Annotated in this window: 23 protein-coding genes; 5 read left to right on the plus strand and 18 right to left on the minus strand. The window is 68.5% G+C overall.

All coding sequences use genetic code 11. The features are described from left to right. Nucleotides 1–80 precede the first annotated feature (80 nt). Nucleotides 81–425: an arsenate reductase (glutaredoxin) gene (gene arsC / locus N4261_RS06880; protein ID WP_261759454.1), complete on the minus strand. Its 345-nt coding sequence runs from the start codon at nucleotides 423–425 to the stop codon at nucleotides 81–83. 149 nt (nucleotides 426–574) lie between these two features. Between arsC and N4261_RS06885 the strand changes: the two genes are divergently transcribed. Then, nucleotides 575–2416 carry an acetate--CoA ligase gene (locus N4261_RS06885; protein WP_261759455.1) on the plus strand — a complete coding sequence of 614 codons (1842 nt, stop codon included), beginning with the start codon at nucleotides 575–577 and terminating at the stop codon, nucleotides 2414–2416. On the opposite strand, the gene N4261_RS06890 is transcribed toward N4261_RS06885, so the two are convergent. From N4261_RS06890 to N4261_RS06905, 4 genes are all read right to left on the minus strand, one after another. After that, complete coding sequence (locus N4261_RS06890) at nucleotides 2388–3284, minus strand: hypothetical protein (protein ID WP_261759456.1); 897 nt, start codon at nucleotides 3282–3284, stop codon at nucleotides 2388–2390. The two genes, N4261_RS06885 and N4261_RS06890, sit on opposite strands and share 29 nt — an antisense overlap. A gap of 92 nt (nucleotides 3285–3376) precedes the next feature. Beyond that, nucleotides 3377–4141: a hypothetical protein gene (locus N4261_RS06895; RefSeq protein WP_261759457.1), complete on the minus strand. Its 765-nt coding sequence runs from the start codon at nucleotides 4139–4141 to the stop codon at nucleotides 3377–3379. Next, nucleotides 4131–4370 (minus strand): helix-turn-helix domain-containing protein, encoded by a 240-nt coding sequence (locus N4261_RS06900; RefSeq protein ID WP_261759458.1) that lies wholly within the window; start codon nucleotides 4368–4370, stop codon nucleotides 4131–4133. The genes N4261_RS06895 and N4261_RS06900 overlap by 11 nt, the downstream gene beginning before the upstream one ends. 138 nt (nucleotides 4371–4508) lie before the next feature. Then, nucleotides 4509–5060, minus strand: a complete 552-nt coding sequence (locus N4261_RS06905; RefSeq protein ID WP_261759459.1) for a DUF2975 domain-containing protein — start codon at nucleotides 5058–5060, stop codon at nucleotides 4509–4511. 256 nt (nucleotides 5061–5316) lie between these two features. Here N4261_RS06905 and N4261_RS06910 point away from each other — a divergent pair, with 256 nt between their 5' ends. Then, nucleotides 5317–6375, plus strand: a complete 1059-nt coding sequence (locus tag N4261_RS06910; protein ID WP_261759460.1) for an aldo/keto reductase — start codon at nucleotides 5317–5319, stop codon at nucleotides 6373–6375. Between the two features lie 42 nt (nucleotides 6376–6417). Here the strand turns inward: N4261_RS06910 and N4261_RS06915 are convergent, their stop codons facing one another. The 11 genes from N4261_RS06915 to N4261_RS06965 all read right to left on the minus strand — a co-directional run bounded on the left by N4261_RS06915 (nucleotide 6418) and on the right by N4261_RS06965 (nucleotide 16239). Further along, the gene (locus tag N4261_RS06915; RefSeq protein WP_261759461.1) at nucleotides 6418–6633 is read right to left on the minus strand and encodes a hypothetical protein; all 216 of its coding nucleotides are present in this window, start codon (nucleotides 6631–6633) and stop codon (nucleotides 6418–6420) included. Between the two features lie 191 nt (nucleotides 6634–6824). Then, complete coding sequence (locus tag N4261_RS06920) at nucleotides 6825–7376, minus strand: DUF805 domain-containing protein (RefSeq protein WP_261759462.1); 552 nt, start codon at nucleotides 7374–7376, stop codon at nucleotides 6825–6827. A gap of 34 nt (nucleotides 7377–7410) precedes the next feature. Further along, the gene (locus N4261_RS06925; protein ID WP_261759463.1) at nucleotides 7411–8784 is read right to left on the minus strand and encodes a DUF58 domain-containing protein; all 1374 of its coding nucleotides are present in this window, start codon (nucleotides 8782–8784) and stop codon (nucleotides 7411–7413) included. Next, entirely contained in the window at nucleotides 8781–9761 is a 981-nt protein-coding gene (locus N4261_RS06930; RefSeq protein WP_261759464.1) for an AAA family ATPase, read from the minus strand. The genes N4261_RS06925 and N4261_RS06930 overlap by 4 nt, the downstream gene beginning before the upstream one ends. Beyond that, nucleotides 9758–11254, minus strand: a complete 1497-nt coding sequence (locus tag N4261_RS06935) for a DUF4350 domain-containing protein (protein WP_261759465.1) — start codon at nucleotides 11252–11254, stop codon at nucleotides 9758–9760. Before N4261_RS06935 ends, N4261_RS06930 begins: the two co-directional genes overlap by 4 nt. Beyond that, nucleotides 11251–12042, minus strand: a complete 792-nt coding sequence (locus tag N4261_RS06940; protein ID WP_261759466.1) for a DUF4129 domain-containing protein — start codon at nucleotides 12040–12042, stop codon at nucleotides 11251–11253. The genes N4261_RS06935 and N4261_RS06940 overlap by 4 nt, the downstream gene beginning before the upstream one ends. Next, nucleotides 12029–12775, minus strand: a complete 747-nt coding sequence (locus N4261_RS06945; RefSeq protein WP_261759467.1) for a hypothetical protein — start codon at nucleotides 12773–12775, stop codon at nucleotides 12029–12031. The genes N4261_RS06940 and N4261_RS06945 overlap by 14 nt, the downstream gene beginning before the upstream one ends. Further along, nucleotides 12765–13733: a stage II sporulation protein M gene (locus N4261_RS06950; RefSeq protein ID WP_261759468.1), complete on the minus strand. Its 969-nt coding sequence runs from the start codon at nucleotides 13731–13733 to the stop codon at nucleotides 12765–12767. The genes N4261_RS06945 and N4261_RS06950 overlap by 11 nt, the downstream gene beginning before the upstream one ends. Beyond that, on the minus strand, nucleotides 13730–14458 hold the full coding sequence (locus N4261_RS06955; RefSeq protein ID WP_354005411.1) for an RDD family protein: 729 nt from the start codon (nucleotides 14456–14458) through the stop codon (nucleotides 13730–13732). The genes N4261_RS06950 and N4261_RS06955 overlap by 4 nt, the downstream gene beginning before the upstream one ends. Next, nucleotides 14455–14967 carry an RDD family protein gene (locus N4261_RS06960; protein WP_261759469.1) on the minus strand — a complete coding sequence of 171 codons (513 nt, stop codon included), beginning with the start codon at nucleotides 14965–14967 and terminating at the stop codon, nucleotides 14455–14457. Before N4261_RS06960 ends, N4261_RS06955 begins: the two co-directional genes overlap by 4 nt. A 168-nt stretch (nucleotides 14968–15135) precedes the next feature. Continuing rightward, a complete protein-coding gene (locus N4261_RS06965) occupies nucleotides 15136–16239 on the minus strand; it encodes a DNA alkylation repair protein (RefSeq protein WP_261759470.1) in 1104 nt (367 codons plus the stop codon). A 198-nt stretch (nucleotides 16240–16437) separates the two neighbouring features. On the opposite strand from N4261_RS06965, the gene N4261_RS06970 reads away from it, so the two are divergent. The 3 genes from N4261_RS06970 to N4261_RS06980 are packed head-to-tail and all read left to right on the plus strand — an operon-like array spanning nucleotide 16438 to nucleotide 18020. After that, the gene (locus N4261_RS06970) at nucleotides 16438–16941 is read left to right on the plus strand and encodes an aminoacyl-tRNA deacylase (protein ID WP_261759471.1); all 504 of its coding nucleotides are present in this window, start codon (nucleotides 16438–16440) and stop codon (nucleotides 16939–16941) included. 6 nt (nucleotides 16942–16947) lie between these two features. Then, the gene (plsY, locus tag N4261_RS06975; RefSeq protein WP_261759472.1) at nucleotides 16948–17673 is read left to right on the plus strand and encodes a glycerol-3-phosphate 1-O-acyltransferase PlsY; all 726 of its coding nucleotides are present in this window, start codon (nucleotides 16948–16950) and stop codon (nucleotides 17671–17673) included. Beyond that, nucleotides 17670–18020, plus strand: a complete 351-nt coding sequence (locus N4261_RS06980; protein WP_261759473.1) for a RidA family protein — start codon at nucleotides 17670–17672, stop codon at nucleotides 18018–18020. The genes plsY and N4261_RS06980 overlap by 4 nt, the downstream gene beginning before the upstream one ends. Before the next feature lie 207 nt (nucleotides 18021–18227). Here the strand turns inward: N4261_RS06980 and N4261_RS06985 are convergent, their stop codons facing one another. Next, nucleotides 18228–18869, minus strand: a complete 642-nt coding sequence (locus N4261_RS06985; protein ID WP_261759474.1) for an L-threonylcarbamoyladenylate synthase — start codon at nucleotides 18867–18869, stop codon at nucleotides 18228–18230. 150 nt (nucleotides 18870–19019) lie between these two features. After that, entirely contained in the window at nucleotides 19020–19886 is an 867-nt protein-coding gene (locus N4261_RS06990; RefSeq protein WP_261760634.1) for a 3',5'-nucleoside bisphosphate phosphatase, read from the minus strand. Nucleotides 19887–19912: the final 26 nt, after the last annotated feature.

A 19912-nucleotide genomic window follows, 5' to 3' on the forward strand; every position in this document is an offset into this window, starting at 1 on the left:
CACCGATGAACCGGATCGATGAACCGGATTGATGAACCGGATCCGTGAACCTGATCGCTGCCCTTGATCGCTGAACGTGATCAGGTCAGCCAGTCGTTGAGCAGCGCCGGAGGCCGGGCGATCAGGGCGCGGTCACCATCGACCACGATCGGCCGCTGCAGCAGTCGCGGATGCGACGCGATGGCCTGCAGCAGCTGGGCATCGGTCATCGATGGGTCCGCGAGGCCGAGCGCCTGGTACTCGTCCTCGCCGTCGCGCAGCAGGGCGCGGGCCGGCAGCTTCAGTTGCCGCGTCAAGGTCATGAGCGTTGCCAGCGTGGGCGGCGCGTTCAGATAGTCGATGACCTCGGGGGCGAGGCCTCTCGCCTCCAACAAGGCCAAGGCCTCGCGCGACTTGGAACAACGGGGGTTGTGGAAGATCTGCATGCGCGCAGTGTAGGAACACGGGGCAGGGTCCACCAGGAGAGGGTGGACCCTGAATGGTCCATGACTTGCTACGGGCTTTCCATGAAGACCCCGACCCCCACCCTCGCTAGCATCCAGCCTCTTGTTCCCCATCAGGAGGCAAAGGCGTCATGACCGGCAGAACCCCGTCCGGCCCGCAGGCGCCGGCAGGCGACATCTATCCGCATGTCCACGCCGGTTTCCGGTGGCAGCTGCCTGAGCGCATCAGCCTGGCGGAGCTGTGCTGCGGCCGCTGGGCGCGCGACACGCCCGAAGCGCCCGCCATCCTGTTCGACAGTGACAGCGGTTGTCGCGCCCACTACAGCTACGGCCAGCTGCAACGCGCCGCGCACCGGCTGTCCAATGCCTTGCAGCGACTCGGCGTGGGCGCGGGCGATCGCGTTGCGCTGGTCATGCCGCAGCGGTTCGAGACCGCGGTGGCGCACATCGCGCTGAATCAGTTGGGCGCGGTGGCCATGCCGCTGTCGATGCTGTTCGGCCCCGACGCGTTGGAATACCGGCTGCGCGACAGCGGCGCCTGCCTGGCGATCGTCGAAACCGGCGCACTCGACGCCGTGCGGCAGGTGCGTGCGGCATGTCCGGCCTTGCGTCAGGTGCTGGCGGTGGGGGCGCTGTCGCTGCAGGCGGGCGAGCAGGACTGGATGCAGGCGCTGCAGGCCGAAGACGCGCGCTTCACCCCCCGCGACAACGCCGCCGACGACCCGGCGATCCTGATCTACACCAGCGGCACCACCGGTGCGCCCAAAGGCGCGCTGCTGCCTCAGCGCGCGCTGCTGGGCAACCTCACCGGTTTCATTGCCAGCCAGAACTGGTTCGGCTTCGATCCGCGCGATCCCAGCGTCACCAGCGACGCCATCTTCTGGAGTCCCGCCGACTGGGCCTGGACCGGCGGCCTGATGGATGCCTTGCTGCCGTCGCTGTACTTCGGCCGGCCGATCCTCGGCTATCAGGGCCGTTTCTCGCCGGAGAAGGCGTTCGAGCTGCTCGCGCATTACCGCATCACCCACACCTTTCTCTTCCCGACGGCGCTCAAGGCGATGATGAAGTCGGTGCCGCATCCGCGCGAGCGCTACACGCTGACGCTGCAGGGCCTGATGAGTGCGGGCGAGGCGGTCGGCGATGCGGTTTTCCAGTGGGTGCGCGATGAACTCGGGGTGACCGTTAACGAGATGTTCGGCCAGACCGAGATCAACTATGTGGTCGGCAACTGCGAACGCCTGTGGCCCGCGCGGGCCGGCAGCATGGGACGCGCCTATCCGGGCCACCGGGTGGCGGTGATCGATGAAGCGGGTCAGGTCTGCCCGACCGGGACCGTGGGTGAAGTCGCGGTGCATCGCCGTGATGTCCATGGCGAGCTCGATCCGGTGTTCTTCCTCGGCTACTGGAACAACGAACCGGCGACCCTGGCCAAGTTCACCGGTGACCCGTCCGACAGCTGGTGCCGCACCGGCGACCTGGCCCGCATGGATGCGCAGGGCTATCTCTGGTACGAAGGTCGCGCCGACGACCAGTTCAAGGTGGCCGGCTACCGCATCGGCCCCGGCGAGATCGAGAACTGCCTGGTGAAGCATCCGGCGGTGGCGAATGCGGCGGTGGTGCCGAAACCCGATGCCGAGCGCGGCGCGGTGGTGAAGGCGTTCGTCGTGCTGGCGACCGGGCATCGCCCGTCGGCCTCGTTGGTGGCGGAGCTGCAGGCCTTCGTGAAGCATCGCCTCGCACCGTATGAATATCCGAAGGAGATCGAGTTTCTCGACAGCCTGCCCATGACCACCACCGGCAAGTTGCAGCGCCGCGTGTTGCGCGAGCTGGAGCAGGCGCGAGCGACCGAGGCCGCGGCCGAGGCGGGGGCGAGCAACGTCGCGCAGGGGCGCCCCGCCGGCAAGGGCGGTGCCGGCACCGCGGCGCGCCCCTTGGTCGACACCGTCAAGACGGGCGGGTCGATCTCAGCTTGACGTAGAGCTTGGTGTGACCGCCGTCCGGGGGCTGCAGCCGGGCGGCATCCGGCCACGGCTCCTGACCGGTGAGCACCGTGCAGCTGCGCGGCGTTGAGGACGCCTCGGCGGACGACGCGGCCGTCGCTGCGGGGGCGTTCGATGTCGACGGCTTCTGCGAACCATCGGGCTCGCGCAGACCGGCCTCGACGCTCAGCGGCAGCGACAGCAGCTGGCCGCCTTCGCGCCATTCCAGGCTCCAGTCCGGGCGGTCGCTGCAGATCGTCACCCCATCGATCTGCGGGAACAACCAGCGCAAATACCAGGGCAGCAGTTCTTCCCGCAGCCGCTGGCCCACCTTGACCACGCGGCGCACGACCGCCATGTCCAGGCGCTCCGGTGGCGTGGTGAGGTCGACCCTCATCCGGATGCCCGTCGAACCCTTCGGTACATTCGAGGCCAGCTCCATCGATTTGGCTTCGTCCGCCGGGAAGGTCGGCAGCTCGAAACGACCCTTTGCGTCGACCGGAATGGCGATGGTGCGCTCGTCATCCATCAAGGCCATGCGGAGGTTGGGCGGCAAGTCCTGACCCTGCTTGGCCGGCGTCAGCGTGAAGCGGCTGACGAACAGGCCCTCGCCCTCGGTGCGCAGCGTGGTGAGGATCTGGTTGAGCTGCTTGTACGGGATCGAGACGCCCCGCCGCATGGCCGACTGAACCGGCGGTAGCACGGTGGCCCCGCCATCCGGGTCCGAGGCTGCGTTCGAAGCGGCGTCCGAGGCGGCGCTCGCCGGGGTGGCGGGCGTGCCCTGCGCCAGGACCGGCGGCACGCCGAGGAGAACGACGGCGCCGAGCAGCGCAGCGATCAGGGAGGACGGTGTCGGAATCAAATGGAACCTCGTCTCAAGAAAGGGCGGGATCTGGGACGCATCGATGCGCCGGTGTTGAACGCTTGAACCCATGCGCTGGTGGACGGACCACGTCATCGGCATTTGCCGCGCGCCTCGGCGATCAGCCAGAAGGGCAGGCTCAGCAGGCCGCCGCCGCCGCCGGCGAAGTCGCCCTTGAGGCAGTCGGACTTGGCGCCGCGCTGCATCTCCTGGCCCAGTCGAGCGCTGGCCTCGGTGCGGTCAGGCGCCTGGCTGGCTTGATCAGCACGCTCCGAGAGCAGCGGCGCGCGAGCGGACTGTTGAATGGCCCGTCGGGTCGCGTCGCCGGACATCAGGGTCTGGCCGCTCGGTCCTGAGGCCGAGGGCGCAGCGGCCGTCAGGGGCGTTGAGGCCTGGGGCTGCGTGTGGGTCGGATCTGGCTGAGCGTCGGTCTTCGGCGGCATCAACGTGGCCACGTCGTCCGACGGGCCCGGCGCCGTGCCCAAACGATCGTCGGGCGATGGGCGGGGGCGAGGGGACGAGATGGACGCCGGTCCTTGCGACGTACGGGACGAGGCGCTGCGCCAGCGCGTCGTCCGTTCGCCGGTCGGGATGGAAGGCGAGCGCCGCGCAGTCGGCGTGGACAGCGGCGGCAATTGCAGGGTCACCATCCGCAGCCGGCTGGTGGGTTGGTGCGGCGGCGGGGTGGTGCTCAGGCTGGCCCTGCCCAGACCACCGATCAGCAGCAGATGTCCCACCAGCACCGCCAGGAGCAGCGGCCATCGCCGAGCCGCTCGAGGCAGCGCGGACAGCCCGGTCGATGCAGTCGGTCCAGTCGGTGTGGGGCGCTCATGCGGCTCATGCGGTTCATGCACCATCATCGGCTCCAGCGGTGAGGTCGTCGCCGGGCTCGTAACTCAGCAAGTCCGCAGGCTGGCACTGCAACACGGCGCAGATCCGTGCCAGCGTGTCGAAACGGACGCCGCGCACCTTGCCGGACTTCAGCAGCGACAGGTTGGCCTCGGTGATGCCGATGGCCTCGGCCAGCTCCTTCGAGCGCATCTTGCGCTGCGCCAGCATGACGTCAAGGCGGACAACGATGGGCATGGTGGGGACGGTGAGGGCAAGAGAGTGAGGACAGGCACCAAGGGAGCGACGTCAGCGCCGGACCCGGCAGAAGGGGGCGATGGTGGGCGTGCGCCGAGGCGGCGGTGAGGCCCGCAGGCCGTGCGGGTCTGCGGGCGGTCAGACGAACTCCGCGTTTTCCTGCGCCATGCGCTGGGCCTCGCGCATGATCAGGGCCATGGCCAGCAGCACCAGACCGCACAGCAGCACGATGTAATGCTGGCTGCTCAGCCCGACGATCAGCTGACGCTTGCCGGGAGGATTGCCCAGCGTCAGCGCAATGATGGTCGCCGTCTGGGTCAGCGGGGTCACCACCGCCATCGCGATCACCGCCTGACCCAGTCGCCGCAAATGATGGGCGGCCGGCGCGGTGAAGACCTCGGCCCGCAAATAGCAGCCGAACAGCCGCCACAGGCACATCAGCGCATACAGCGTGAGCAGGGTGGCCGGCAGGTTCACCACCGCCGCCGATCCCCGGGCCATGACGTCCAGCTGCATCGGTCCGGTCAGGTTCCAGTCCGTGGTGGCGGTGCGCTGCACCCAGGCGGCGTCGCTCCAGAACCACCACTGAAATCCCACCACGGTGACCATCGCGATCACGGCCATCACGCGCACACAGTGTGCAATCCACCGGATGCGGGTCAGGCCGGAGGGCAAGCGGGATTCGGTCATGGGTCTTGTCGCTTCGGAGTAATAAATTACTGTAAAACAATAATTGTTTGTCCGCAACGACGATCTGCCCGGGTGGCCCGAGCGGGGTCGCTCGCGCTGATCGCGGTCGGCGCGTCTTGGCGGGCTCGGGCAAACTTCCGGCCGTGCTGTGAAGCCGTCGACCGGAAGGCCCGGTGCATCGCGGCGCAGCGCGCAGATGAATCACAGGCGCGGGACTGGCCGGACCAGGCCGTCTCCGCCCTTCTGGAGAGCAGCGATGGAACGCATTTCATTGGGCCGGTCGGACCTGTCGGTGAGCCGGATCGGTCTGGGCACGATGACCTTCGGCGAGCAGGTGGACGAGGCCGGCAGCCAGGCCCTGATGGACCGCGCAGTGGCTGCGGGCATCAATTTTCTGGATGCGGCCGAGATGTACCCGGTCCCCGCGCGGGCGGAGACCTTCGGTCAGACCGAAGCCCTCATCGGCCGTTGGCTGCGGGCCCGACCGGGCTTGCGCGACCGGCTGGTGATTGCGTCCAAGGTGTCGGGCCCGTCCCGCGGCTACGACTGGATCCGCGAGGGCAGCCAGGACCTGACCGCCGCGCAGATCGTCCAGGCCTGCGACGACAGCCTGCGGAGGCTGCAGATCGAGCACATCGACCTCTACCAGATCCATTGGCCGGCGCGTCATGTGCCGATGTTCGGCGGTGTCTACTTCGAGCCGTCCAAGGACCGGCCGGTGACCTCGATGCATGAGCAGCTGGAAGCGCTGGCCCGCCTGCAGCGCGCGGGCAAGATCCGGCACATCGGCCTGTCCAACGAGACCGCCTACGGGGTGAGCGAGTTCATCCACCTGGCCGAGCAACACGACCTGCCGCGCGTGGTGAGCGTGCAGAACGCCTACAGCCTGGTCAACCGGGTGGTGGAAAACGGACTGGACGAGGCCCTGTACCGCCACGGGGTCGGGCTGCTGGCGTACTCGCCGCTGGCGTTCGGTGTGCTCACCGGCAAGTACGACGCCCACGGGCTGGCGGATCCGGATCGGCCCGGTCGTCTGGCGCTGTTCGACAGCATGAAGAAGCAGCGTTGGGCGCGGCCGGAGTCGCTGGAGGCAGGTCGGCGCTACAACGCCATCGCGCGGGAGCTCGGCATCAGCCCGGCCACGATGGCGTTGGCCTGGGTGCATTCGCGCTGGCAGACCAGCAGCACCTTGATCGGTGTGACGACCGCAGCCCAGTTGGACGAGAACGTGGCCGCACTGGGATGCCGGTTGGACGAAGAGACGCTCGCGCGCATCGATCGCGTGCGGTGGGAGATCCGCGACCCGGCGCAGTGAGCGGCGGGGTACGCGCGCCGTCCCCGTCTCTGTCCCCGTTCGTCAGGTCAGCGTGCCGCCGTCATCCAGCGAGGGCGGACGCAGCAGGTCGGCGTCCACGCCCATCACTTCACTGGCGCGTTCCACCGCCTGCCAGAGGGCGGGCGGCATCTGCAGAATCGCCTCCGGCGACGCGGCGTTGGCGATCCAGGCGCCAATCTGGTGGTGCTGCTCGGCGGTGATCAGGTCGAGGCTCAGCATCTCGTCGATGGTCTTCACGGCAGTTCCCTTTGCTTGGTGCGAGCCGCCAGGGCGGCATCGCTTGATCACGGCGCACAGCCTACCAGCCAAATGAAAACACCACGGGGCCCCGCGGTTCAGGCGGTGCGTCCGTGGTGCGTCGGTGGTGGGGCGGGTGGGCGATCAGCAGGCCGGACTTGCCGGGCCTGCGCATCGCGCCGGATGAGAGCTCAGGGCTGGCTGCTCGGGCTGCCCTGGCTGGCCGCCTGGGCGGCGCGCGCCTTGGCAACATAGGCGCTGTAGGCTGGCAACGCCACGGCGGCCACGACGCCGATGATGAACACCGCCGGCAGAATGAACGCCAGCAGGCGCACGCCCAGGGTGTTGGGCGGGGGCGGCGGGCCGAAGCGGTTCGCGCCCTTGCTGCCGGGCACGAAGATCCAGATCAGCGAGATGATGGGAATGATGACCGTCACCGACCACCAGCCGCTCAGGTCCAGGTCATGGCAGCGTTTGATGCCGCACAGGATCGTGAACCACATCAGGACCAGGACGCTGGCCAGCGACACGATGGTGCCGATGGTGCTGCCCAGGATCGCGGTCAGCAGACCGACGATCGCGCCATGCAGCAGCGAGGCGCCGATGCTGTAGGCCAGATAACGCAGTCGCCCGATCCGGCCTTCGGCCGAAAAGTAGCGCAGCTCCGCCGCCGGGGCGGGGGGCGCCACGTCCTGAACGGTGGCGACCGGGGGTGCGTATTGATTGGGGGCGGATTCGATCATGGGTTCCTCCTGGGTTGAACGGGAATGCGGAAGGTCACAGCAAGCCTGCGCGCTTCACTTGGTGATATCGGTTGACGAGGGTGGCGGCCAGCGCCCGGGGTTCCACATCGATGGACAGCTTGTCATGGTCCACCACGCGGGCAAAGGCGTCCTGCCGGGCCTGGGACAGCAGGTGTGCACTGGCCACGGCCACGGCATCCTCGGTGCCGGCGATCGGCAGCGCGGCCATGCGACCCAGGGCGGTTTCGCGCAGACTGGCCAGCAGCACCAGATGCCGACGGCGCAGCAGCCGCAGCGCGGGCTGCAGCTCGGGCGAATCCTCATCGCGGAAATTGGTCAGCACGATCACCAGCGAGCGCCGACGCAGCCGATGCGACAGGGTCTCCGCCGCCGCCAGGTAATCGGAATGGTGGCCGCCGGGCTGCAGGTCGTGCATCTTGTTCATCAGCGCATTGAGCGTGCCCATGCCTTTGCGCGGTGCGAAGTCGCGGCGGTCGCTTTCCTCGCCACCGAAGGTCATGGCGCCCACCTCGTCGCCTTCGGTGAGCGCGACATAGGCCAGCAGCATCAGGGCGTCGAGCGCGTCGTCGAAATGGCTGGTCTCGCCGGTGTGCCGAGTTTGCTCATCGGCCCGCATGCGGCGTCCGCAGTCGAGCAGGAACATCACGCATTGGTCGCGCTCGTCCTGGTACTCCCGAACAATCGGCTTGCGATAGCGCAGCGAAGCCTTCACATCCAGGTCTCGCAGCGGGGCGCCGCGTTGGTATTCGGCCAGTTGGCGGAAGTCGGTGCCCTGGCCCCGCTGAATGAAGTTCTTGATGCCGATCTGGGCCAGTCGCCGATCGCCAGACAGCCACGCGTAACGCGCCAGCGCGGCGAAGTTGGGATAGATGCGCAGCGCCCGCGCCTCGCCGACGGTGTCGCGCACCTCGAAGATCCCGGCGCGGCTGCGCCACAGCAACTGGGTGCGTCCCATCGTGGCCACGCCGCGCTGGCGTGCGGTGACGCGGAACACCACCCGGCTGCGCGTCTGGCCCTGGAGGCGGAGTGCGCGCGGCATGCCGTCGATGTCGAAGACCGGGTCCACCTCATCGAACACCTGCAGTCGCCAGGCGAGCAGTCCGGGGTTGACGAGGTCGAGCTTGAGTTCGGTCGAGGCGCCGATGGCGAAGGCGGCCGGCAGACGGCGCTCCACCTGCACGCCGCCGCGTGTCCACAGCCGCAGGCTGCGCCAGAGGTCCACGGCTGCAGCCAGCAACAGTGCCCCGAGCAGGGCGCTGCCCAGCGGTGCCATCACCGCCAGCGGCGCGCCCAGCGACAGCGCCACGGCGATGGCCAGGCTCAGCCCGGCCAGCACACGGATGCTGGCCTGCGTGGGCAGGACGATGCGACGGGCAGTGGTTTTCAAAGCCGCGGGGCCTCCACGCTCTCCAGCGCGGCCTGCAGGATTTCATCCAGGTCGCGGCCTTCGATCTGGGCATCCGGGGCCATGGTGACGCGATGCCGCAGCACCGCCAGCGCCTGCCGGGCCACGTCGTCCGGCGTGATGAAGTCGCGGCCCGCGATCAGCGCTACTGCACGGGCGGCACGTACCAGGGCGACGCTGGCCCGGGGGCCGGCCCCGAACTCGATGCCGGGCCACTGGCGCGTAGCCCGCACCACCCGCACGGCGTAATCGATGACCTTGGTGTCGGCATGCACCAGGCTGGCCAGGCGTTGCAGCTCCAGCACCTGGACATCGTCCAGCACCGGCTGCACCGCTTGCAGCGGCAGCTCATGGCCGGCGCGACCGGAGGTGACCAACTGCACCACGGCGGTCTCCTCGTCGTGGGTCGGGTAGCCGATGCGGATCTGCAGCAGGAAGCGGTCGAGCTGCGCCTCCGGCAGCGGGTAGGTGCCTTCGGTGTCCACCGGGTTCTGGGTGGCCATCACCATGAACGGACGCGGCAGCGGCAGCGTCTCGCCTTCGAGTGTGGCCTGGTATTCCTGCATCACTTCGAGCAGGGCGCTCTGGGTCTTGGCCGGCGCGCGGTTGATTTCATCGGCCAGCAGCAGGTGGGTGAACACCGGCCCCTTGCGCACCCGCAACCGGCCCAGGCCGGCGCCGGTGTCGTCCAGCACGCTGTGGCCGACGATGTCCGCCGGCATCAGGTCGGGTGTGAACTGCACCCGGGCGTATTGCAGCTGCAGCGCTTGGGACAGCGCACGCGCCAGCAGCGTCTTGCCCAGGCCGGGCACGCCTTCGACCAGCACATGGCCGGAGGCGACCACCGCCACCAGCATCTGTTCCACCGCCTGGGTCTGGCCGACCACGGCCTTGCCCACTTCGACGCGCAGGGCGTGCAGCCATTGGGTGGCGAGCTTGAGCTCCTCGGGCTTGATCATGTCGAATGTCTTTCGTCGTGAATGTCTTGAAGGCGGCGGCGCGCCGTTTCGAGCAGATGCAGTCGGGGCGGCAGTTCGGCGCGGGTGCAAAAGCGCGCCGTCATCGCCGAGGCCAGGTCATGCCGGTCCAGCAGCGTGGCCTCCGCCACCAGGCGCACCCGCTCCGGCACGGTCTGACGCCGATAGCCGGGCAGGTGGCGGGCGGCGGTGTCGTCCAGGGCGCGTTGCTGTGCGGCGAGCAAGGCGTCCGCGCCCTCGCGATGGAGATAGGCGCCCAGGCCGCGCACCTGTTCGGAGATGGAGCGACGCAGTCGCGGCAGCGGGGCCACCCGGGGGCCGAAGCGCACGGCGTGGCGCCAGAGCGCGGCCGTCAGTGCGAGCAGGCCCATCACGATGGCGATCCATCCCTGATGCCACAGCCACGGCAGCAGGGCTTCGCGCTTTTCGTTGAGGTAGAGCCACACCGTCGCGCCGGGGGCGGCCTGGATGGCCGAGGTCAGCAGCAGCGGATGCTCGCATTGCTGGGCGCTGCCGTTCATGAAGGCCTGGCTGTTGACGTTGAGCACGGTGACGCTGCCCTGGCCCATCGCCACCCGCAGCCCTTGGGAGCCAGCGCCCGTGGAGATCGTCCACTGCGCGGTCGAGCCCGGCGTGAGCACCAGTCGCTGCGATTCGTAGAAGAGGCTGCAGGTCCGCACCGGGTCGACGCTGCCGAACAACGGCGGCGTGGCGCGAGCCCTGACAAGGTCATCGTCCTCGTCGTCTGCTTCGCCATCTCCCTCGTCGTCATCTCCCTCGGCGGCCCCCTGGTCGTCCTCGCTGGCGGCGTCGCTTGCGGCTGTGTCGTTCGAACAGCCGTCGTCGGCCTCGGTGTGGGCACCGCCGGGCTGGGCCGGCGCGTTCGGCGGCTTCCCGCCCGGGGACTGGACGGCGTCGTCCTTCGCCGTCGAGTGACTGGCGGCGCCCGATGCCTCGCATTTGGCGGAGGATGACGTGGTGGGCAGGCCGTCGGAGGTGGACTCATCCTGGGCGGCGGCACCGGCCTTGGCGGCCGCTGCGGATGGCCCCGCCGAGGCCGCCGAGGCCGCAGCCGGTGGCACCGGTCGCTTCTTCACATCGACGGCAATGATCGGCACCCATTTCTCAAGCGGCGTGTCGTCCCAATCCGCCGGGCGGGTCAGGATGAGGTGGCCGCCACGCTGCACCCAGGCGCGCAGCTCGGCCGCGCGCTCAGGCATGAGGGCCCATTCGTTGGAGAGCAGGATGAGACGGCCGCCCTCCGGCGGCAGGCGGTCGAGCCGGTCATGGTGCTCGGCCTGCAGACCGAGGTGGCGCAGCAGCTGTTCGAAGGCATAGACCGGGTTGTCTCGCGCTTCGCCCTTGGCTGGCCGCCAGCGTGACTGGGTCACCCATTCGGTGTTGGTGTAGTACCACCAGCCGCCGGCCAGCAAGGCCAGCGCCACCAGGGCACCGATGACGCGGTCGCGCGTCATGGCTGGCCTCCGGGCGACAGGCAGGTGTCGAAGTCGGTACACAGCTGCTCAAACACAGCCGGGTCCAGCGCGCGCTGGGCATAGGCCACCGTCTGCCATCCCGCCACCAGTTGGCGAAGGAAGGCGTGGGACGGCGGGGCGAGTCGATCGGTGGCCAGATCCAGGCACTCCTGTTCGGTGCTGGCGGCGCGGATCGGGACACCGTGCACATGCACCAGCCGTGACAGGGCACCGCGATAGAGCAGCGACAGCGCCGCACGCGGCTCCTGCCGGGCCCAGAGCGCGCGCGCCGCCGCACCGATGTCGGCCGGCAGGCTTTCCGGGCGGATGTCCAGCGTCCCGACGTGGGTGGGTGGGGCGGCCGATGCCGCGCGGCCGCTGTCCCGGCCCTTGAGCCAGTCCCGCAGTCGCAGCACCACCCAGACCAGCAACGCGGCGCCAATCAGCCAGATGGCCACCCGCATGCCGGTGGACAGGTTCTCCACGAGGTTGAGCCACCAGCGGGCGTCCTCCGGGTCCTTCTTTGGCTCGTCCTTGTCTTCGTCGTCGTGCTTCTTGAAACGCAGGATCTTGGTCTTCTCCATGCCGGGCAACAGCGGATCGGCATCCACGGCGCGCGCAGCGGCGCGCACAGCCTTGGCCGTCAGCGGTTGCGCCGACGCGGCGGAGGCCGATCCCACGGCGGCCGATGCCGGCACCGATGGCGGGGCCGGCATGGCGGTTTGCGCGCGGCCCGAGGCGCCGGCGAGCAAGGTCATCAGCACGATGACGGTCTCACGCAAACGCACGGCGGAACTCCTGCTCGATGTCCCACGCTTCCAGCGCCACGCGGCGGTTCAGGTACATCGCAAAGCCAGCGGCCACATAGAACGGTTCCAGGAACAGCACCACGGCCATGTAGGACACCGAGAAGACGAGGTCGCGGGCCAGTTCGCCGGCTTCATGCGCGCCGGGATGGAAGAACCAGTCCCAGACTCCGGCATTGCGATTCTCCGGGGCGAACCACCACAGCAGCGCGACCAGCCCGTAGCCCAGCACCGCTTCCGCATGCACGAAGGCGGTCTGCAGCCCGGTGGCGGCGCCGCGGTTCTCGTTGAGCATCAGGCTCACGCGCTTGCGGCGGGCGCCGCCGCGCTGCCCTTCGAGCTGCTCTACCGGCTGGGTATAGGCCCGCCAGGGCGAGAAGCGCCGCCACAGCAGCGTGCGCAGGAACTGGCCGCCGAACACCTGGCGCCGCGCCTGCCAGAGGTCGCTCCAACGGGTCGCCTGGCCGAAGACGGCGCGCGACATCACGAACAGCAGCGTGCGGTCCAGCCACGGCTTGAGCCAGAAGATGATCAGCATGGGCAGCCAGCCCCGCAGGTCCACGGTGCACAGCGCCAAGGCCGCCACCGCCAGGAACACCGGGGCGAAGCAGCGCCAGACCGACGCGGCCTGGGCCCGCACCATCGCCAGTCCCAGATCGCAGGCCTCGCTCTGGCTGCGGGGTCGCAGCACGACGGCCAATCCTTCAACGCGCATGGACGCTCCCTCGGCCCATCAGACACAGCCAGGCCAGCACCAGGGCCCAGCAGCCGGCCGCCACGCCGTACTTGACCGCCGGTGCGATCCAGGCGGCCGAGGACCAGAAGGCCTCGAAGCCCGCAGCCACCAGCAACAGGAAAAAGGCCGCATAGACCAGCGGAATCGCGGCCCGAGCCGAGGCCCGCAGCGCTTCCCCGCGAGACAGCCGCCCCGGGACGATCCAGCCCAGGCCGATGCGCAGGCCTGCCGCGCCGGACAGCACGATGCCAGTGAGCTCGAACGCGGAATGGGTCGCCACGAAGGGCCAGAAGTTGTGGCCCAGACCGACACGCTGCAGATGCCCGGCCACCACGCCGATCAGCAGGCCGTTGTAGATCAGGACAAACGCACTGCCCACGCCGGCGAGGATGCCGGCGCCGAAGGCGCGGAAGCCGATGCCGATGTTGTTGAAGATGTAGTGGCCGAACATCTGCCAGTCGCCGTCGGCCCCGCGCAGCCGGCCGAGTGCGTCCTGGCCGTCGGCATACATCGCCTCATAGTTGCGCAGTTGACTCGCATTGAGCAGACGCAAAGCGAAATCGGGGCTGTGCCAGGACAGCGCCAATGAGAGCACCAGCGGCAACGCGAACAGCAGCAAGGCCAGCAGCACGACGCGGCGCTCGGCCCGCACCGCGTTGGGCAGTCCCACCCGCAGCAACTGGGCGAGCTGACGCATGCCGTAGTCCTGGCGGCGGTAGATCAGTTGGTGGGCGTCCTGGGTGAGGGACTCCAGGCGACTCACCAGATGGATCGGATAGGCCCGCGACTGCGCCAGTGCCAGGTGCTCGCACACGCGGCGATAGTGGGTGGCCAACTGCGCGCCGTCGGTGCGCTTGCCCAGCTTGGCCTCGGCGATCTGGGCGGCGAAGGTGTCCCACATCGCCTGATAGGTGGCCTCGAAATGCTTGGGACTCATCCCCGACTCCCCATCAACCATTGAGCCACGCCCAGCAGGCGTTCGGCGGTGCTGCGCTTGGGATCGCCCGGCTGGACCGGCGGCAGCACCGGCGCCGCGATCTGGGCGAGTTCCTCGAAGCGTGCGGGCGTCAGCCGTCGGGCGCGACCGGCCCAGGCGCGAATGGCGGCGCGTTCGCTCAGGCTGAGGGCGCGTGCGGGGGCGATGCTGGCCGCATCCGGCGGCGCGTCATGCAGCACCACCTGTTTGGCATGGACCACCAAGGTGCCGGCGGCCAAGTCGCCCAGCCGCTTGAACTCGCGGTTCAGCAGCATCGTCACGATGCCGAAGGCATAGCCGAAGGGCAGGAAATCCGCCACCCGCAGCAGGTTGCGGATGAACGATCCTGCCGGCGTGATCGGCAGGCCGGTGTCCATCACCACGCGCAGGCCCATCACCCCCTTGCCGGGCGTGGCACCGCCGCGGGTGAGTTCGAAGACGATCGGATAGAGCCACTCGACACAGAAGAAGGCGATCAGCGCCAGTCCGCCGCCCAGTCGGCCCAGGGCACTCAGCACCATGAGCACGACCAGGTTGATGGCCAGGCGGATGAGCAGATCCAGCAGGAAGGCCAGGGTCCGAGCGACCAGGCCGGCAGGCTGCAGCGACAGGACGATGCCCTCAGGCGTTTCGGCCAGCGCCAGCGTGTCGATCCGCTGCGGCGCTGCCGTGTGCGGCGCGTTCAGAGCTTGATGACCTTGGTGTCGGCCAGCGTGTCATGCAGGCATTGGCGGGAGCTGCGGAAGATCAGCAGGCCGTCGATCAGCCCGTAGATCGTCGACACGGTGACATTCGTGTTCATCACGAAGCCGAGGCCGTAGCGCAGGCCCAGCAGCCGCCACGGGTCGGGCTTGCCGCCGTCGGACCGGACGATGCGCAGGCCGCAGATCATCTTGCCGATCGTCTGTCCGCGGGTGAGCAGCGGCCAGGACTGGATCAGCAGGAAGAGGCTGCCGCCGATGACCAGCGCATAAGGATTGAAGCCGGTGAACCCGGCCTGGGCGGTCTGGTCGGCCCAACGTGACTCGATGCCCGGGATCATGCCCACCAGCCAAGCTGCGCCGCCGATGATCAAGCCGTCGAGGATGGCCGCCAGCAGGCGGATCCAACGGCCCGCCAGCGCGACGTCGCCGCTGGCGATGTCCGCGACATGCGCCTGCGGCGCTGCGAAGCGCTCGTCCACGGTGTTCGACATGGAATTCCTCCCGATATTTTTGGACGGATTGTCGTCGCCAAGCCCGGGACGGTCGATGGGGGACTTCACCAGAAATGACACACCCCTTCGGGGGGAGAACGCAGCACGAGGCACGCGGCACGCGGGGCGCGGGGCGCGGTATCCGGGCGATGTGCGCGCGGGTCAGTCTCAGCTGCGTTCCAGCTCGAACACCCCACTCGCCAAGGCCTGGCCATTGACCAGAACCTCCACCCGATGCGTGCCGGCGTGATGGGTTCGCGTCGTGAAATCCCGCAGCGAGCGGCGGATGCGCAGCGGTTCGCTGCCCAGACCGGCCAACGCCACGGTGCGCAGCTTGAAGACCTTGGGCGAGGCACTGCCGTTCTTCTTCACATAGTGGATGCGGTAGTCCACCACCAGTCGTTGGTCGACCTCAGCGGTTGAGCGCAGCGTGAACGCGATCTCCACCTCGCCGCCGATGGACAGGCGGGCGGGCGAGACGGACAGCCCCTCCACCTGCGCCTGCGCGCCCTCGCTGGCGCCGATGAGTCGCAAGGCTCGCGCGTCGCCCTGCTTGATCCTGCTGCGCAACGCATGCTTGACGATCCAGGCGCTGCGGGGCTGGGAGAGGTCCCAATCGGCCAGGTGGTCGAACACCCAGTCTGGATGGTCCTTGGTGACATCGTTCAGGCTGTTGGCCACCGAGCGGCGCACATACAGGCTCTCATCCTCCCGCAGCGCATTGAGGATCGGCGCCAACGGGGCCGGGTTCGTCACCAGGGACGCCAGACGAAACGACCACGGCAGCCGCGGGCGGCTGCCCTCGCTGGCCAGCCGACGCACATGCTCATTGCGGTCCTCGGCCCAGGACGTCATCACCTTGAGCGTGCGTGCCAGGTCTTGCCGCAGGAACGGACGGACCGCGAATTCCGCGGTGCCGTAGGGCGTGAGGCGCTTCAAAGCCTTCAACGAGGCCGTGGGGTCCGCCAGGCCGTAGGAGGCCACAAAGTCGCACAGGCCCATGTTGAGAAAGGCGCCCCGCAGTTCGGGCGCAGCGGCAATCACCACCGCCAGTTGGTCGCCATAGGTGCCCGGCAGCGATTGGGACAGCCCCTCGGCGATGCGGTGAACCCGCTGCAGAATCGACAGCTCCGCCAGCCCGCTTCGCGTGACCGCGAGAAAGCGCCGACGATCGAAATTCGGCGCCAACCCGCCCAGGGTGTCGGCGACATGCCGCAAGGCGCTGTCATTGATCAAGTCTTTGAGGGCGGGTGCGGCGGTTTCTTGAGTCATGGACATAGGGCAGGGTGGGGCGGTGGCGGTGGCGGTGGCAAAGCGGTTTGCCGACGGCCATGATGGCCGCGATGGCGCGAGAGCCTACGGGGTGGTCCTGCCAGTCGCTGTCAGCATGGCGATCGAGCGGGTGCGCCAGTGCGCACGCCGCAATCCGGTACAAGCCGTCCGGGCGACGCTGATTCACAATCCGGGCCCATGAGCAAGAAGGGCACCCACGTCAGCGAAACCCCGGCGACGCAGCTGCTGCGGCAGCACAAGATCGCCTTCGGTGAACATGTTTACGACTATGTCGAGCACGGCGGCACCGGCGAATCGTCCAAGCAACTGGGCGTTCCGGAGCACGAGGTGGTGAAGACGCTGGTGATGCAGGACGAGAAGGCGCAGCCCTTGATCGTGCTGATGCATGGCGACTGCACCGTCAGCCTCAAGGAGCTGGCGCGCCAGATTCCCTGCAAGAAGGTGGAGCCCTGCAAACCGGATGTGGCTCAGCGGCACAGCGGCTATCTGGTGGGCGGTACGTCGCCGTTCGGCACCCGCAAGGCGATGCCAGTGTTTGTGGAGGCCGGCATCCTGGCGCTGCCCCGGATCCTGATCAACGGTGGGCGACGCGGCTACCTGGTCAGCCTCGACCCTCGGGTTTTGACGGAGGTGCTGGCGGCGCGGCCGGTCGAGTGTGCATTGAAGTCCGGGGCAGAATAGCGCCCCATGCAAGCAGTCCTGTACCAAGCGCTGGCGATCCTCGCCGGCTATCTGATCGGCTCCCTGTCGTTCGCCGTCATCATCAGCCGGGTGATGGGCCTGTCCGACCCGCGCAGCTATGGCTCCGGCAATCCGGGCGCCACCAACGTGCTGCGCTCGGGCAACAAGGCCGCGGCCATCCTCACCCTGCTCTTCGATGCGCTCAAGGGCTATGTGCCGGTGGTGCTGGTGCTGAAGTTCGGCGCCCCGTTCGACATGGAGGAAGGCACCGCCGCGATGGTCGGCCTGGCGGCTTTCATCGGCCACCTGTGGCCGGTGTTCTTCCGCTTCGAGGGCGGCAAGGGCGTGGCGACGGCCGCCGGCGTGCTGCTGGCCATCAACCCGTGGCTGGGCCTGTCGGTGCTGCTGACCTGGATCGTGGTGGCTTTCCTGTCCCGATACTCGTCGCTGGCTTCGCTGGCCGCGGCGGTCTGTGCGCCGTTGTTCCAGATGCTGATCTGGGACGTGGGTCCGGAATTGCTGGCCATCGGCCTGATGAGCCTGCTGCTGATCTGGCGCCACTCGGCCAACATCAAGAAGCTGATGGCGGGCACCGAAAGCAAGCTCGGCCAGAAGGCGAGCGCCGCCGCCCATCCCGCCAAAGGCGATAAGGCCGCCAAAGCCACCTCCACACCGTCGAGCAAGAAGCACGGCAACACCTCTTCCACCAAGCCCAAGCATCACTCCAAATGAGCAACATCGAACGCTTCGACGTCGGCCCGCGCCTGTCTGAAATGGCCGTGCACAACGGCGTCGTCTACCTGGCCGGACAGGTGCCGGAAGATGCCTCCGCCGACATCAAGGGTCAGACCGAACAGGTGCTGGCGATGATCGACAAGCTGCTGGCCCGCGCCGGCAGCGACAAGACCAAGATCCTGCGCGCCCAGCTCTACATCGCCGACACCGCCGACCTGGCCGGCATGAACGCCGCCTGGGATGCCTGGGTTCCGGCCGGCCACACCCCGCCCCGTGCGACGGTGCAGGCCTTGCTGGCCAAGCCGGAGTGGAAGATCGAGATCGTGATCACTGCAGCCGTCTGAGCCGTACGCCAGGCGCCGGCCCCGCAGGGTTAGAACGCGGAATGAGAAACGCCGGCTTCATGCCGGCGTTTTGCTGTCTGGAGGGCGCGAGGGTGCCAGAGAGGGACGCGCACGTGAGGCGCACGCGAAATGCGCGAAGGCAGCGCTGGACGCGCTCGGGGCATTGGCGTCCGACCGAGCGCGGCGCCCGTGTCGGCCTTGGGACGATCAGTCTGCGGCGACGATCTCCAAGCCCAACCGTGCCGGATCGCCGCAGCCGCGACGCACCAGCACCGGCGGTTCCTCGGTGAGGTCGATGACGGTGGTCGGCTGCATGGCGCAGGCGCCTGCATTGATGATGAGCTGGAGCAGCTTGTCGTAGCGCGCGGTGATCTCTTCCGGATCATTCAGCGGCTCGGTCTCGCCGGGCGGAATGAGCGTGGTCGCCAGCAGGGGTTGGCCGATCAGCGCCAGCAGGTCCTGAGTCACCCGATGGTCGGGCACCCGCAGGCCGATGGTGCGGCGCGACGGGTGGGACAGCCGCCGCGGCACCTCCTTGGTGGCTTCCAGAATGAAGGTGAAGGCGCCGGGTGTGGCGTTCTTCAGCAGCCGGTACTGCTTGTTGTCCACGCGCGCATAGCTGCCCAGTTCGCTGAGGTCGCGGCACAGCAAGGTCATGTGGTGTTTGTCATCCACGCCGCGGATGCGACGCAGCGCCTCGGCCGCGGCTTTGTCATCCAGACGGCAGACCAGCGCATAGCTGGAGTCGGTGGGAATCGCGCCGATGCCGCCCTGGTCCAGGATCTGCGCGGCCTGGCGCAGGAAACGAGCCTGAGGGTTGTCGGGGTGGACTTCGAAGATCTGAGCCATGCCACCGATTGTGGGGCCGTGGCGGGGCGCCGTCGGGCAAGCGCGCGGTTATCCGCGTCGACGGCATAGGTGACACCTGTGATCGATGCCCCCCGCCGAGCCGTGGCGTGACGCCCATGGCGAGCGTTCCGCAGGCAGGGCCGGCCGCGTTCAGGCGGGCCAGTGGATCCGATCTTCCAGGACGGTCCAGACCGGCTTGAGCTGACCGGAGAGATGGTCCGGCAGCCTGCCGACGTCGATGCGGCTTTCCTGCGGGCTGTGGAAATCGGATCCGCGCGAGGCCAGCAGGTTGAATTCCTGGGCGGTGCCGGTGTATTGGACGATGTCGGCGCTGGTGTGGCTGCCGGTGACCACCTCGATGCCTCGGCCCCCATGGGCCATGAATTCGGTGATGAGCGCGTATTCCTCAGTCGGCGTGAAGCCGTAGCGACCCGGGTGCGCAATCACCGCCACACCGCCGGCTTCGCGGATCCAGCGCACGGTGTCGCCCAGCGAGGCCCAGCGATGCGGCACATAGCCGGGCTTGCCTTCGGTGAGGTAGCGGCGGAAGACCTCCGACACATCGCTGCAGTGACCGGCGTCGACCAGGAAGCGGGCGAAGTGGGTGCGCGAAATCAGTTCCGGATTGCCGACGTACTTGAGCGCGCCCTCATAGGCGCCGCGGATGCCGACCTTGGCCAGGTCGTCCGACATTTCTCGGGCGCGGGCGCCGCGGCCTTGGCGGGTGGCGCGCAGGCCATCGACCAGCGATGGGTGACGGTGATCGAACCCCAGGCCGACGATGTGGACCACCTTGCCGGCGAAGGTCACCGAGATCTCCACGCCGGTGAGGTAGGGCATGCCCAGCGCGAGTGCCGCGTCCATGGCGCGCTGCTGGCCGCCGACCTCGTCATGGTCGGTCAGGGCCCACAGTTCCACGCCATTGGCCTTGGCCCGTGCGGCCAGCACCTCGGGTGCCAGCGTGCCGTCGGAGACGGTGGAGTGGCAGTGCAGGTCGGCATTGGTCTGCGCATGCAGCGGCAGGCGCCGGCCAGCGGTCGCTG

This window comes from Roseateles amylovorans, assembly GCF_025398155.2.
GTDB lineage: Bacteria > Pseudomonadota > Gammaproteobacteria > Burkholderiales > Burkholderiaceae_C > Roseateles > Roseateles amylovorans.

Coding starts and splice junctions, on each gene's coding strand:
- arsC (WP_261759454.1), bottom strand. CDS start 425: ATGCAGATCTTCCACAACCCCCGTTGTTCCAAGTCGCGCGAGGCCTTG.
- N4261_RS06885 (WP_261759455.1), top strand. CDS start 575: ATGACCGGCAGAACCCCGTCCGGCCCGCAGGCGCCGGCAGGCGACATC.
- N4261_RS06895 (WP_261759457.1), bottom strand. CDS start 4,141: ATGGTGCATGAACCGCATGAGCCGCATGAGCGCCCCACACCGACTGGA.
- N4261_RS06900 (WP_261759458.1), bottom strand. CDS start 4,370: ATGCCCATCGTTGTCCGCCTTGACGTCATGCTGGCGCAGCGCAAGATG.
- N4261_RS06905 (WP_261759459.1), bottom strand. CDS start 5,060: ATGACCGAATCCCGCTTGCCCTCCGGCCTGACCCGCATCCGGTGGATT.
- N4261_RS06910 (WP_261759460.1), top strand. CDS start 5,317: ATGGAACGCATTTCATTGGGCCGGTCGGACCTGTCGGTGAGCCGGATC.
- N4261_RS06920 (WP_261759462.1), bottom strand. CDS start 7,376: ATGATCGAATCCGCCCCCAATCAATACGCACCCCCGGTCGCCACCGTT.
- N4261_RS06930 (WP_261759464.1), bottom strand. CDS start 9,761: ATGATCAAGCCCGAGGAGCTCAAGCTCGCCACCCAATGGCTGCACGCC.
- N4261_RS06935 (WP_261759465.1), bottom strand. CDS start 11,254: ATGACGCGCGACCGCGTCATCGGTGCCCTGGTGGCGCTGGCCTTGCTG.
- N4261_RS06945 (WP_261759467.1), bottom strand. CDS start 12,775: ATGCGCGTTGAAGGATTGGCCGTCGTGCTGCGACCCCGCAGCCAGAGC.
- N4261_RS06950 (WP_261759468.1), bottom strand. CDS start 13,733: ATGAGTCCCAAGCATTTCGAGGCCACCTATCAGGCGATGTGGGACACC.
- N4261_RS06960 (WP_261759469.1), bottom strand. CDS start 14,967: ATGTCGAACACCGTGGACGAGCGCTTCGCAGCGCCGCAGGCGCATGTC.
- N4261_RS06965 (WP_261759470.1), bottom strand. CDS start 16,239: ATGACTCAAGAAACCGCCGCACCCGCCCTCAAAGACTTGATCAATGAC.
- N4261_RS06970 (WP_261759471.1), top strand. CDS start 16,438: ATGAGCAAGAAGGGCACCCACGTCAGCGAAACCCCGGCGACGCAGCTG.
- plsY (WP_261759472.1), top strand. CDS start 16,948: ATGCAAGCAGTCCTGTACCAAGCGCTGGCGATCCTCGCCGGCTATCTG.
- N4261_RS06980 (WP_261759473.1), top strand. CDS start 17,670: ATGAGCAACATCGAACGCTTCGACGTCGGCCCGCGCCTGTCTGAAATG.
- N4261_RS06985 (WP_261759474.1), bottom strand. CDS start 18,869: ATGGCTCAGATCTTCGAAGTCCACCCCGACAACCCTCAGGCTCGTTTC.